At 61.1% G+C, this 13,183-nt stretch carries 9 protein-coding genes; all 9 read left to right on the top strand.

The features are described from left to right. The first annotated feature begins 5 nt into the window (after nucleotides 1-5). The 9 genes from ACWHXD_RS26625 (at nucleotide 6) to acs (ending at nucleotide 13,112) form a co-directional block, all read left to right on the top strand. Nucleotides 6-182 (top strand): hypothetical protein, encoded by a 177-nt coding sequence (locus ACWHXD_RS26625; RefSeq protein WP_003176118.1) that lies wholly within the window; start codon nucleotides 6-8, stop codon nucleotides 180-182. Further along, nucleotides 166-3,120, top strand: a complete 2,955-nt coding sequence (locus ACWHXD_RS26630; protein WP_499084851.1) for a sensor histidine kinase — start codon at nucleotides 166-168, stop codon at nucleotides 3,118-3,120. Before ACWHXD_RS26625 ends, ACWHXD_RS26630 begins: the two co-directional genes overlap by 17 nt. A gap of 22 nt (nucleotides 3,121-3,142) precedes the next feature. Next, a complete protein-coding gene (locus tag ACWHXD_RS26635) occupies nucleotides 3,143-4,579 on the top strand; it encodes a sigma-54-dependent transcriptional regulator (RefSeq protein ID WP_003194155.1) in 1,437 nt (478 codons plus the stop codon). A gap of 696 nt (nucleotides 4,580-5,275) precedes the next feature. Continuing rightward, nucleotides 5,276-6,679, top strand: a complete 1,404-nt coding sequence (locus tag ACWHXD_RS26640; protein WP_098950355.1) for a polynucleotide adenylyltransferase PcnB — start codon at nucleotides 5,276-5,278, stop codon at nucleotides 6,677-6,679. A gap of 2 nt (nucleotides 6,680-6,681) precedes the next feature. After that, nucleotides 6,682-7,167: a 2-amino-4-hydroxy-6-hydroxymethyldihydropteridine diphosphokinase gene (gene folK / locus ACWHXD_RS26645; RefSeq protein ID WP_138761959.1), complete on the top strand. Its 486-nt coding sequence runs from the start codon at nucleotides 6,682-6,684 to the stop codon at nucleotides 7,165-7,167. 364 nt (nucleotides 7,168-7,531) lie between these two features. After that, a complete protein-coding gene (panB, locus tag ACWHXD_RS26650) occupies nucleotides 7,532-8,332 on the top strand; it encodes a 3-methyl-2-oxobutanoate hydroxymethyltransferase (protein WP_032895284.1) in 801 nt (266 codons plus the stop codon). Further along, nucleotides 8,329-9,180, top strand: coding sequence for a pantoate--beta-alanine ligase (gene panC / locus ACWHXD_RS26655; protein WP_032895282.1), 852 nt, complete (start codon nucleotides 8,329-8,331; stop codon nucleotides 9,178-9,180). The genes panB and panC overlap by 4 nt, the downstream gene beginning before the upstream one ends. A gap of 224 nt (nucleotides 9,181-9,404) precedes the next feature. Then, complete coding sequence (pgi, locus tag ACWHXD_RS26660) at nucleotides 9,405-11,069, top strand: glucose-6-phosphate isomerase (RefSeq protein WP_056785050.1); 1,665 nt, start codon at nucleotides 9,405-9,407, stop codon at nucleotides 11,067-11,069. Between the two features lie 105 nt (nucleotides 11,070-11,174). Then, complete coding sequence (gene acs, locus ACWHXD_RS26665) at nucleotides 11,175-13,112, top strand: acetate--CoA ligase (protein WP_499084854.1); 1,938 nt, start codon at nucleotides 11,175-11,177, stop codon at nucleotides 13,110-13,112. The last annotated feature ends 71 nt before the right edge of the window (nucleotides 13,113-13,183 follow it).

Genomic DNA, 13,183 nt, shown 5'->3' on the forward strand with positions numbered 1-13,183 from the left:
CCAACATGTACATCTATCGTTTGGTCCTGCTGCTGGTCGTCGGGATCTACCTGTTCTCCCCCGCCATCATGGATTGGTGGATCGACGCCACGGGCGCCTGGTATCGCCCTTATCTGCTATGGCTGATCCTGATCGTCGTGACCTTCATCCTGCAGAGCCAAAAAGATGCCGATGAGCTTTAGTCTCACCCAGATGCTGCTGATCAGCGCCGCCTACCTGGCTGCGTTATTTGGCGTGGCCTGGATCAGTGAGCGCGGAATGATTCCGCGGGCGATCATTCGCCATCCGTTGACCTACACCTTGTCCCTGGGCGTATACGCCAGTGCCTGGGCGTTCTACGGCACGGTGGGGTTGGCCTATCAGTACGGCTACGGCTTTCTCTCCAGTTATCTTGGGGTGTCGGGCGCGTTCCTGCTGGCGCCGGTGCTGCTGTACCCGATCCTGAAAATCACCCGGACGTACCAGCTGTCTTCCCTGGCCGACCTGTTTGCCTTTCGCTTTCGCAGCACCTGGGCCGGCGCGCTGACCACCATCTTCATGTTGATCGGCGCGCTGCCGTTGCTGGCCCTGCAGATCCAGGCGGTGGCCGACTCCATCAGCATCCTGACCCGCGAGCCCGTGCAACATCGGGTTGCCCTGGCGTTCTGCGCGCTGATCACCTTGTTCACCATCTTCTTTGGGTCTCGCCATATCGCCACCCGCGAGAAACACCAAGGCCTGGTGTTTGCGATTGCCTTCGAGTCGGTCATCAAACTGATCGCCATCGGCGGCGTTGGCCTTTATGCGCTCTACGGCGTATTCGACGGGCCGCAACAGCTGGAGCTGTGGCTGCTGCAAAACCAGACCGCCCTCGCCGCCTTGCATACCCCCTTGCAGGAAGGCCCATGGCGTACGCTGCTGCTGGTGTTCTTCGCCTCGGCGATCGTGATGCCGCACATGTACCACATGACCTTCACCGAGAACCTCAACCCGCGCTCGCTGGTCAGCGCCAGCTGGGGCTTGCCGCTGTTCCTGCTGCTGATGAGCCTGGCGGTGCCGCTGATCCTGTGGGCCGGCCTGAAACTGGGGGCCACCACCAACCCTGAGTATTTCACCCTGGGCATCGGTATTGCTGCCAACAGCCCGGCCCTGGCACTGCTGGCCTATGTAGGCGGGTTGTCGGCCGCCAGCGGGTTGATCATCGTCACCACCCTGGCACTCTCGGGCATGGCGCTCAACCACTTGGTACTGCCGCTGTACCAGCCGCCGGCTGAAGGCAATATCTACCGCTGGTTGAAATGGACCCGACGCGCGCTGATCGTCGCGATCATCATGGCCGGCTACGCGTTTTATCTGCTGCTGGGCGCCGGGCAAGACCTGGCCAACCTCGGCATCGTCGCGTTTGTCGCCACCTTGCAGTTCCTGCCGGGCGTGTTGTCGGTGCTGTACTGGCCGACCGCCAATCGCCGTGGCTTTATTGCCGGGCTGCTGGCCGGGATCCTGGTGTGGACCGTGACCATGCTGCTACCGCTGGTCGGCAACCTGCAGGGCTTCTATATCCCGTTGCTGAACATGATTTACGTGCTGGACGACACCAGTTGGCACATGGCGGCCATCGCCTCGCTGGCCGCCAACGTACTGATGTTTACCCTGATCTCGCTGTTCACCAACGCCAGCGCCGAAGAAACCAGCGCCGCCGAAGCCTGCGCGGTGGATAACGTGCGCCGCCCGCAACGCCGCGAACTGCACGCAGCCTCGCCCCAGGAGTTCGCCACGCAACTGGCCAAGCCCCTGGGCGCCAAGGCCGCACAAAAGGAAGTCGAACAGGCACTGCGCGACCTCTATCTGCCGTTTGACGAGCGCCGGCCCTATGCCCTGCGCCGTCTGCGTGACCGTATCGAGGCCAACCTGTCCGGTTTGATGGGCCCCAGCGTGTCCCAGGACATGGTCGAAACCTTCCTGCCCTACAAGGCCGGTGGCGAAAACTACGTTACCGAAGATATCCACTTCATCGAAAGCCGGCTGGAGGATTACCACTCACGCCTCACAGGCCTGGCCGCCGAACTCGACGCCCTGCGCCGCTACCACCGCCAAACCTTGCAGGAACTGCCGATGGGCGTCTGCTCCCTGGCCAAGGACCAGGAAATCCTGATGTGGAACAAGGCCATGGAAGAACTCACCGGCATCGCCGCCCAGCGGGTGGTGGGTTCGCGCCTCAATACCCTGGGCGATCCATGGAGAGAGCTGCTGCAAGGTTTTATTAACCTGCCGGACGAGCACTTGCACAAGCAACACTTGGCCCTCGACGGCCAAACCCGCTGGCTCAACTTGCACAAAGCTGCCATCGACGAACCCTTGGCGCCAGGCAACAGCGGCCTGGTGCTGCTGGTGGAAGACCTGACCGATACACAGATGCTCGAAGACAAGCTGGTGCACTCCGAACGCCTGGCCAGCATCGGGCGCCTGGCGGCCGGCGTGGCCCATGAAATCGGCAACCCGATCACCGGTATCGCCTGCCTGGCGCAAAACCTGCGCGAAGAACGCGAAGAAGACGGGGAAATCACCGAAATCAGCGGGCAGATCCTCGAACAGACCAAGCGGGTGTCACGCATCGTCCAGTCGCTGATGAGCTTTGCCCACTCCGGCGCCCATCAGAATCAGGACGAAGCGGTATGCCTGGCCGAAGTGGCGCAGGATGCCATTGGGCTGTTGGCCTTGAACCGGCGCAATTTCGAAGTACAGTTCTTTAACCTGTGCGATCCGGACCATTGGGTTGATGGCGACTCACAACGCCTGGCCCAGGTGCTGATCAACCTGCTGTCCAACGCCCGCGACGCGTCGCCGGCCGGCAGTGCTGTACGTGTCAAGAGCGAGGCTTTCGAACACACGGTCGACCTGATCGTGGAAGACGAAGGCAGCGGCATTCCACAGAACATCATGGACCGATTGTTCGAACCCTTCTTCACCACCAAGGACCCCGGTGAAGGTACCGGTCTGGGCCTTGCACTGGTCTATTCCATCGTTGAAGAGCATTATGGACAAATCACCATCGACAGCCCGGCTGACACACAAAGCCAACGCGGCACCCGTATCCGGGTGACCTTGCCGCGTCATGTCGAAGCGACGTCCGCTGTGAACTGAGACCGTCGAGAGAATTGAATCAATGCCGCACATTTTGATCGTCGAAGACGAAACCATTATCCGCTCTGCCTTGCGACGCCTGCTTGAACGTAATCAGTACCAGGTCAGCGAAGCCGGCTCGGTGCAGGAAGCCCAAGAGCGATTCAGCATTCCCACGTTCGACCTGATTGTCAGCGACCTGCGCCTGCCCGGCGCCCCGGGCACCGAGCTGATCAAGCTGGGCCAGGGCACCCCGGTGCTGATCATGACCAGCTACGCCAGCCTGCGCTCGGCGGTGGACTCGATGAAGATGGGCGCGGTGGACTACATCGCCAAGCCTTTCGATCACGATGAGATGCTCCAGGCCGTGGCGCGCATCCTGCGTGACCGTGTGTCGGCCAGCAGCGCGCCTGCCGAGCAGCGCCCCACCGGCAAGGCCAGCGCCGGCGAAAAACCGGGTGTCGACAACAGCAACGGCGAGATCGGCATTATCGGCTCCTGCCCACCGATGCAGGACTTGTACAGCAAGATCCGCAAAGTGGCACCGACCGACTCTAATGTATTGATCCAGGGCGAATCGGGCACCGGTAAAGAACTGGTGGCCCGCGCCCTGCACAACCTGTCCAAGCGTGCCAAGGCGCCGATGATCTCGGTGAACTGCGCGGCGATCCCCGAATCCCTGATCGAGTCCGAGTTGTTCGGCCACGAGAAAGGTGCGTTCACCGGCGCCAGCGCCGGGCGTGCGGGCCTGGTGGAAGCCGCGGACGGTGGTACCTTGTTCCTCGATGAAATTGGCGAGCTGCCCCTGGAAGCCCAGGCGCGTTTGCTGCGCGTACTGCAGGAAGGCGAAATTCGCCGCGTCGGTTCGGTGCAATCGCAGAAGGTCGATGTTCGATTGATCGCGGCGACACACCGAGACCTCAAGAGCCTGGCCAAGATTGGCCAGTTCCGTGAAGACTTGTATTACCGCCTGCATGTCATCGCACTTAAATTGCCAGCCCTGCGCGAGCGTGGCGCCGACGTCAACGAGATCGCCAACGCGTTCCTGTTGCGTCAGGGCGCACGTATTGACCGCACCGACCTGAAGTTTGCCGCCGACGCCGAGCAGGCGATCCGTCACTACTCCTGGCCAGGGAACGTGCGTGAGCTGGAGAACGCCGTCGAGCGCGCGGTGATTCTGTCGGAGAGCCCGGAGATTTCCGCCGAGTTGCTGGGCATCGACATTGAGCTCAGTGACCTGGATGACGACGACTTCATCGGCCTGGCCCCGCAGCAGGGTGGGGCCAGCAATACCAGCCATGAACCGACGGAAGATTTGTCACTGGAAGACTACTTCCAGCACTTCGTGCTCGAGCATCAGGACCATATGACCGAGACCGAGCTGGCACGCAAGCTGGGCGTGAGTCGCAAATGCCTGTGGGAACGGCGCCAGCGCCTGGGCATTCCACGGCGCAAGACCGGGGTGGCCAGCGAAAGCTGAGGGCGCAGCCCCACAGGTAACACCTGTTGATGTGAAAAAACTGTTACCGCTGACTTTTCACGTAACAAAAGCCGGGGCTTACGGTAACGAAGCCCCGGCTTTTTTTGGCCCTCCAACCGTCGAAACCAGCCCAAACCCCCGGTTTTGCTGGTCGGCGCAAAAGTTGGCACGCACCCTGCTATATGCTTAGTACAAAAACAATAACAAGCTTTGTACAAGACAATAAAAATAAGACGAATCGACTCACGCATAACAAAAACAACACGGCGGAGGCGCAGCTAACTGATTCTTTTGGAGAGGCGTTGCATTTGGGGCTTGCCCCGCAACCAGGCCGAGAACAACAAAAACTGCCCTAAGGCAGAGCCTGAACTGGTTGGATCGTAGATCAGCAACACAGCGACCAAAGCAATCCGTTTGCTCTTGACTCCCGATTGGGAGTGTCATGAAGGTGAAGCTTCATGGCGAGGGCGATCAACAAAAACAAGAAGCCCGACATCAATAATAAAAATAGAGCACGCAACTACTTCTGGGGGAGCTTCGGCTCCCCTTGTAGTTTCCGGGATTTGACCGTCAAACGCTTATGGCGCAATGCCTTTAGCTTGTTCCTACACCATCCCCCGACTAAATGCTAGAATCCCCGCCCATCATGCGGTCATTCTTCGTTATGGCCGAACATTCCTTCAAACAGTGCATCCCATGCTGAAGAAGTTGTTCCAGTCATTCCGTTCTCCCTTGCGTCGAACGCAACACAAACGCAGCACGCCTGAAGTGCTCAATAGCAGCCAGCATTCGCTGCAGCGCGCTCAATTCAGCCGTTATGCAGTGAACATCGTCGAACGTTTGCAGAACGCCGGCTACCAGGCCTACCTGGTGGGTGGCTGCGTACGCGACATGTTGCTCAACATCACGCCCAAGGATTTCGACGTCGCCACCAGCGCCACGCCTGAACAAGTGCGCGCCGAGTTTCGTAATGCACGAATCATCGGCCGGCGCTTCAAGCTGGTGCATATCCACTTTGGTCGCGAAATCATTGAGGTCGCGACCTTCCGCGCCGGGCACCCGCAAAACGATGAAGAGGAAGACACCAACCAGTCCTCCCGCAACGAGAGCGGGCGCATCCTGCGCGATAACGTCTATGGCACCCTGGAAGAGGACGCGCAACGTCGCGACTTCACCATCAATGCCTTGTATTACGACCCGGTCAGCGAGCGCATCCTCGATTACGCCAACGGCGTACACGACATCCGCAACAACCTGATCCGCCTGATCGGCGACCCGACGCAGCGCTACCAGGAAGACCCGGTGCGCATGCTGCGCGCCGTGCGATTCGCCGCCAAGCTCAACTTCGGCATCGAAAAGCACACCGCCGCGCCGATTCGCGAACTGGCGCCGATGCTGCGGGAAATCCCCTCGGCGCGCCTGTTCGAAGAAGTGCTCAAGCTGTTCCTTTCGGGCTACGCCGCCGACACCTTTGAAATGCTGGTGGACCTGCAGTTGTTCGACCCATTGTTCCCGGCCAGCGCCGAGGCCTTGGAGTACAACCCGACGTACACCCACACTTTGATCAGCGAAGCCCTGATCAACACCGACCTGCGCATCAAGCAGAACAAGCCGGTGACCCCGGCGTTCCTGTTTGCCGCCTTGTTGTGGCCGGCCCTGCCCAAACGCGTACTGCGCTTGCAGGACCGTGGCATGCCGCCGATCCCGGCCATGCAGGAAGCGGCTCACGAGCTGATCGCCGAACAGTGCCAACGCATCGCCATCCCCAAACGTTTCACCATGCCGATCCGTGAGATCTGGGACATGCAGGAGCGCCTGCCACGCCGCAGCGGCAAGCGCGCCGACCTGTTGCTGGACAACCCGCGTTTCCGTGCCGGCTACGACTTCCTGCTGCTACGTGAAAGCGCGGGCGAGCAGACCGATGGCCTGGGCGAATGGTGGACCGACTATCAGGACGCCAATGACAGCCAGCGCCGCGAGATGATTCGTGAGCTAGGCAGCAAAGGTGATGGCGCTGGCGAAGGCCCGAAAAAGCGTCGCCGCAGCGGTACCAAGCGTAAACGCAGCAGTGTCGATGCCTCGGGCGCTGCGGGCGAATAAACGTGGAACGTATCTACATCGGCATGGGCAGCAACCTGGCTGCCCCGGAGCAACAATTGCGCAGCGCGATCGAGGCGCTGGCGCAATTGCCTGGCACCCAGCTCGCCGGTGTGTCCGCCTTCTACCAAAGCGATTCATTGCTGCCAGGCCAACCGCGTTACACCAACGCCGTTGCGGCGCTGGACAGCCACCTGGCGCCGTTGGACCTGCTCGATGCGCTGCAAGCCATCGAGAACGATCAGGGCCGCGAACGCCTGGAACGCTGGGGCCCGCGCACTTTGGACCTGGATATCCTGCTGTTCGGTGATCGCCTGATCGACGAGCGGCGCCTGAAGGTGCCGCACTACCAGATGCATCTGCGCGCGTTTGTGCTGTATCCGTTGGCCGAACTAGCGCCGGCAGACCTGCAGCTGCCTGACGGCCAACGCTTGAGCGACCTGCTCACAGCCTGCCCATTCGTCGGCCTGGAACGCCTCCCGCAAGAATGACTCGGTCAATGTGGGAGCTGGCTTGCCTGCGATGCAAGCGACTCGGTGTATCAGCCACACCGAATGGATGCCATCGCAGGCAAGCCAGCTCCCACCTTTGATCTTCTTTGGCCGGAATACCGCGCACCCGTTGCGCAATCGCTTCAGTAACAGCGGTAACACCGCCATCGTAACAATGCGGTAACACATCCAATTGACTTCCCGTGTCCTCCTCACGACTATAGGCGTCCCGCTGCCGCCAACCCGGCGCGACAGGGCGCAATCCAGGCCTTATAAGCACTGCTTTCAAGACAGTGCGCCTGTATAAACGAAGACTCACGCGCGTTACTCGCTGTTTCCAAGCGCCTGAACGAGGACCCTTTTCATGCCAGACATTACCCTGACCACCTTGCAGAGCCTCAAGCTCAAAGGTGAAAAAATCACCATGCTGACCTGCTATGACGCCACTTTCGCCCACGCCAGCTGCAAGGCTGGCGTCGAAGTGCTGCTGGTGGGCGACTCCCTGGGCATGGTTCTCCAAGGGAATGACAGCACACTGCCCGTGACCACCGATGAACTGGCCTACCACACCGCCAGCGTCAAGCGTGGCAACAAGGGCGCCTTTATCATCGCCGACCTGCCGTTCATGGGTTACGCCACCCTTGAGCAAACCTTCCTGAACGCCGGCAAGCTGATGCAGGCCGGCGCGCACATGATCAAAGTCGAAGGTGCCGTATGGCTGGCCGAGTCGATCAGGCTGCTGGCCGAGCGCGGCGTGCCAGTGTGCGCACACATGGGCCTGACGCCGCAGTCGGTGAATATCCTCGGTGGCTACAAGGTCCAGGGCCGCAACGAAGCCCAGGCCCGCCAGATGCGCGCCGATGCCATCGCCCTGGAACAGGCCGGTGCGGCGATGATTCTGCTGGAGTGCGTGCCGAGCGAACTGGCTGCCGAAATCACCCAGGCCGTCAAAGTGCCCGTGATCGGCATCGGCGCCGGCTCCGCCACCGATGGCCAGGTGCTGGTCCTGCACGACATGCTCGGCCTGTCGATCACCGGCCATGTGCCTAAGTTCGTGAAGAACTTCATGGCCGGCCAGGACAGCATCCACGCCGCCCTGAGCGCCTACGTCAGTGAAGTCAAAAACGTGACGTTCCCAAGCGTTGAACACGGATTCTCGGCATGAACACCGTTAAAACCGTCCGCGAACTGCGGGCTGCCGTAACCCACGCCCGCAGCGCCGGCAAGCGCATCGGTTTTGTACCCACCATGGGCAACCTGCACAGCGGCCACGCCACCTTGGTGACCAAGGCCGCGCAGCAAGCGGATTTTGTGGTGGCGAGCATTTTCGTCAACCCGCTGCAATTCGGCGCTGGCGAAGACCTGGACAAATACCCGCGCACGTTGGCCGCCGACCAGGAAAAACTCCTGCAGGCCGGTTGCAATCTGCTGTTCGCGCCCACGGTCGAGGAAATGTACCCCGATGGCATGAACGGCCAGACCCGTGTCAGCGTGCCACAACTGTCTGAAGGTTTGTGTGGTGCCAGCCGCCCAGGGCACTTCGAAGGCGTGGCCACGGTGGTCAGCAAGCTGTTCAACATGGTCCAGCCGGACATGGCCGTATTTGGCCAGAAGGACTACCAGCAGTTGGCGGTGATCCGCGCCATGGTCCGCGACCTGAACATGCCGATCCAGATCATCGGCGAGCCCACCGTGCGCGCCGAGGACGGCCTCGCGCTGTCATCACGCAACGGTTACCTCTCCGAGGAGCAACGGGCGGTCGCGCCAGTGCTGTACCGCGCGCTCAGCCAGATCGCCACGGCCATCAAGGGCGGTGATCATGATTTCGCCAGGCTTCGCGCCGAGCACATCCAGCAGATTGAAGCCGCAGGGCTGCGCATGGACTACCTGGAAGTGCGCCAAGGCGTGCATCTGCGCCCGGCCACGGCTGAAGATCGTGATGTGGTGATCCTGGTCGCCGCTTATCTGGGGGCTACACGCCTGATCGATAACCTGCACCTGAACCTCGCCTGACCCCGCTTTACCCTCAACCTGTTGCCCCGACGGCTGTGCCGGTATAAAAAAGTACCGGCCACAGCGCAGACAAAGCCAAGACATATCCACACGCTAGGTTTAATGTAACTGCCCTGCGCTATGGTTAGCGCTGTCTGGAACCCAATCCTTGCGATAAGACTGGATGTTCCGGGCTTTGAAGTGTCCTAAAGGCAGTCCCCGTAATAAAAAGGAAACCCGCAGCGATGGCGTACTACCGCACCCCTCATGACGTTACCGCGCTGCCCGCCTGGCAAGCGCTTGTTCAACATCGCCAAGCCATGCAGGATTTCAGCATGCGCGAGGCGTTCAATGCCGATCCTCAGCGTTTTTCCCAGTTCACCTTGAGCAGCTGCGGACTTTTCCTCGATTACTCGAAAAACCTGATCACCAGCGAAACCCGCGACCTGCTGGTGGGCCTGGCCAAGGAAGTCAATCTCAAGGCGGCGATCGACGCGCAGTACGCTGGCGAACCGGTCAACTCCTCCGAGGGCCGCCCTGCCCTGCACACCGCCCTGCGCCGCCCGGTGGGCGACAAGCTGTCGGTCAACGGCGTGAACATCATGCCGGACGTGCACAAGGTGCTGAACCAGATCACTGACCTGGTCGGCCGTATCCACGACGGCCTGTGGCGTGGCTACACCGAGAAACCGATCACCGACGTGGTGAACATCGGCATCGGTGGTTCGTTCCTCGGCCCGGAGCTGGTCTCCGAGGCCTTGCTGTCCTACGCCCATAAAGGCGTGCGTTGCCATTACCTGGCGAACATCGACGGCAGCGAGTTCCACGAGCTGACCATGAAGCTGCGCGCCGAGACCACGCTGTTTATCGTCTCGTCCAAATCCTTCAACACCCTGGAAACCCTGAAAAACGCCCAGGCCGCCCGCGCCTGGTACCTGGCCCAGGGGGGCTCGGAAGCCGAGCTGTATCGCCACTTCATCGCCGTCTCGAGCAACAATGCCGCGGCCGTGGCGTTCGGTATCCGCGAAGAGAACATTTTCCCAATGTGGGACTGGGTCGGTGGGCGTTACTCGCTGTGGTCGGCCATCGGCTTGCCAATCGCCCTGGCTATCGGCATGTCCAACTTCAAGGAACTGCTGTCGGGTGCCTACACCATGGACCAGCACTTCCTGAACGCACCGTTCGAAGCCAATATGCCCGTGCTGCTGGGCTTGCTGGGCGTGTGGTACGGCAACTTCTGGGGTGCGCAGAGCCATGCGATCCTGCCGTACGACCACTACCTGCGTAACATCACCAAGCATTTGCAGCAGCTGGACATGGAATCCAATGGCAAGAGCGTGCGCCAGGACGGCACGCCCGTGTCCACCGATACCGGCCCGGTGATCTGGGGCGGCGTAGGCTGCAACGGCCAGCACGCTTACCACCAGTTGCTGCACCAAGGGACTCAATTGATCCCGGCCGACTTCATCGTGCCGATTGTCAGTTTCAACCCGGTGTCCGACCACCATCAGTGGCTGTACGCCAACTGTCTGTCCCAGAGCCAGGCGCTGATGCTCGGCAAGACCCGCAGCGAGGCCGAAGCCGAGCTGCGTGAGAAGGGCCTGCCGGAAGCCGACGTACAGAAGCTGGCACCGCACAAGGTGATCCCGGGCAACCGTCCGAGCAACACCCTGGTGGTCGAGCGCATCAGCCCGCGCCGCCTGGGCGCGCTGGTGGCGATGTATGAACACAAGGTGTTCGTGCAGAGCGTGGTGTGGGGCATCAATGCCTTCGACCAATGGGGCGTTGAACTGGGCAAAGAGCTGGGCAAAGGCGTGTACAACCGCCTGACCGGCGCCGAAGAGACCTTGGCCGAAGATGCTTCGACCCAGGGCCTGATCAACTACTTCCGCGGTCGTCACCGCGGCTGAAGCCGTGCATTCAAGGCCAACGTCCGTTTGGACGTTGGCCTTGAACCCTCCCGCCTCAGGGTGCATCTTTATGACTTGTCGCAAAAACAAGAATAAGGAGTGCTCATGTTCGATATCAGCACCTTTCCCACCGCCGATGCCGTCCGCCGGGCTGCGCAGCTCAGTCAAGAGGACTACCAGCGCCTCTATCGCCAATCCATCGATCAGCCAGACACCTTCTGGGCCGAACAGGCCAAGGGCTTTCTCGACTGGATAAAACCCTGGCACAGCGTCCAGCAGTCAGACATCCACACCGGTGCCGCCCAATGGTTTGCCGGTGGTCAGTTGAACGTCAGCTACAACTGCATCGACCGCCACCTGGCGCAACGCGCCGATCAGCCGGCCTTCATCTGGGAAGGCGATGATCCGCAACAATCCAACACCATCACTTACCGCCAACTGCACCAAAACGTCAGCCGCCTGGCCAACGTCTTGAAAAGCCGTGGCGTGAGCAAAGGTGATCGCGTATGCATCTACATGCCGATGATTCCCGAGGCGGCCTACGCCATGCTGGCCTGCACGCGAATCGGCGCGGTGCACTCGGTGGTGTTTGGTGGTTTCTCCCCCGACGCCCTGCGCGACCGCATTCTCGACGCTGATTGCCGCACCGTGATCACCGCCGACGAGGGCGTACGCGGTGGCAAGCCCGTGGCCCTGAAGCAGAACGTCGACAAAGCCCTGGCCAGTTGCCCGAATGTCAGCACGGTACTGGTGGTGGAGCGCACCGGAGCGAGCGTGACTTGGCACGAAGGCCGCGACCTCAAGTACCAAGCCGCCCTGGACGCCGCCAGCGACAACTGCCCACCCGAGCCGATGGACGCCGAAGACCCACTGTTCATCCTCTATACCTCCGGCAGCACCGGCAAACCCAAAGGCGTGCTGCACACCACCGCTGGCTCCCTGCTGCAAGCGGCGATGACCTTCAAGTACGTGCTCGACTACCAAGAGGGCGAAGTGTTCTGGTGCACCGCCGACGTGGGCTGGGTCACCGGTCACAGCTATATCGTCTATGGCCCGCTGGCCAATGGCGCCACCTCCCTGATGTTCGAAGGCGTGCCGAGTTATCCGGACAGTTCGCGCTTCTGGCAGGTCATCGATAAACACCAGGTGAATATTTTCTACACCGCGCCCACCGCCCTGCGCGCCCTGATGCGTGAAGGCCACGGCCCGTTGCAAAGCACGTCCCGCGCCAGCCTGCGCCTGCTGGGCAGCGTGGGTGAGCCGATCAACCCGGAAGCCTGGGACTGGTATTTCAACGCCGTCGGCGAACAGCGCTGCCCGATTGTCGATACCTGGTGGCAGACCGAAACCGGCGGCATCATGCTCAGCCCGCTGGTCAGCGCCCAGCGCATCAAACCGGGCTGCGCGACACAGCCCATGTTCGGCGTACAACCGGTGTTGCTCGATGAACAGGGCAAAGAAATCGTTGGCGCCGGCAGTGGCGTCCTGGCGATCAAGGCCAGCTGGCCGGGGCAGATTCGCAGCGTCTACGGCGACCCGCAGCGCATGATCGACACCTACTTCAAGCCCTACCCCGGCTACTACTTCACCGGGGATGGCGCACGGCGCGATGAAGACGGTGACTACTGGATCACCGGGCGCATCGACGATGTGATCAACGTCTCGGGCCATCGCATTGGCACCGCCGAGGTGGAAAGTGCCCTGGTGCTGCATGATCAGGTCGCCGAAGCCGCTGTGGTGGGCTACCCCCACGACGTAAAGGGCCAGGGCATCTACGCCTTTGTCACCCCCATGAATGGCGTCGAACCCAGCGACGCGTTGAAAAAGCACCTGCTGGAGTTGGTCAGCAAGGAGATTGGTAGCTTCGCCAAACCGGAGTTGATCCAATGGGCGCCTGCCCTGCCGAAAACCCGCTCCGGCAAGATCATGCGGCGTATCTTGCGCAAGATCGCCTGCAACGAACTGGACAGCCTGGGCGACACCTCGACCCTGGCCGACCCCAGCGTGGTGGACGGTTTGATCGACAAACGCCTCAACCGGTAGCGCCAGGATAATCCCCGGCCTGTGCAGGCCGGGGTTAGCTGTTAAACTTCGCGCCCCCTTTTTCTTATTCA

It is taken from the genome of Pseudomonas fjordensis, from assembly GCF_976987115.1.

Bases quoted from the DNA above. Each gene is read 5' to 3' on its own strand.
- acs (WP_499084854.1), top strand. From the start codon at position 11,175: ATGTTCGATATCAGCACCTTTCCCACCGCCGATGCCGTCCGCCGGGCT.
- ACWHXD_RS26630 (WP_499084851.1), top strand. From the start codon at position 166: ATGCCGATGAGCTTTAGTCTCACCCAGATGCTGCTGATCAGCGCCGCC.
- ACWHXD_RS26640 (WP_098950355.1), top strand. From the start codon at position 5,276: ATGCTGAAGAAGTTGTTCCAGTCATTCCGTTCTCCCTTGCGTCGAACG.
- panB (WP_032895284.1), top strand. From the start codon at position 7,532: ATGCCAGACATTACCCTGACCACCTTGCAGAGCCTCAAGCTCAAAGGT.
- panC (WP_032895282.1), top strand. From the start codon at position 8,329: ATGAACACCGTTAAAACCGTCCGCGAACTGCGGGCTGCCGTAACCCAC.
- ACWHXD_RS26635 (WP_003194155.1), top strand. From the start codon at position 3,143: ATGCCGCACATTTTGATCGTCGAAGACGAAACCATTATCCGCTCTGCC.
- ACWHXD_RS26625 (WP_003176118.1), top strand. From the start codon at position 6: ATGTACATCTATCGTTTGGTCCTGCTGCTGGTCGTCGGGATCTACCTG.
- pgi (WP_056785050.1), top strand. From the start codon at position 9,405: ATGGCGTACTACCGCACCCCTCATGACGTTACCGCGCTGCCCGCCTGG.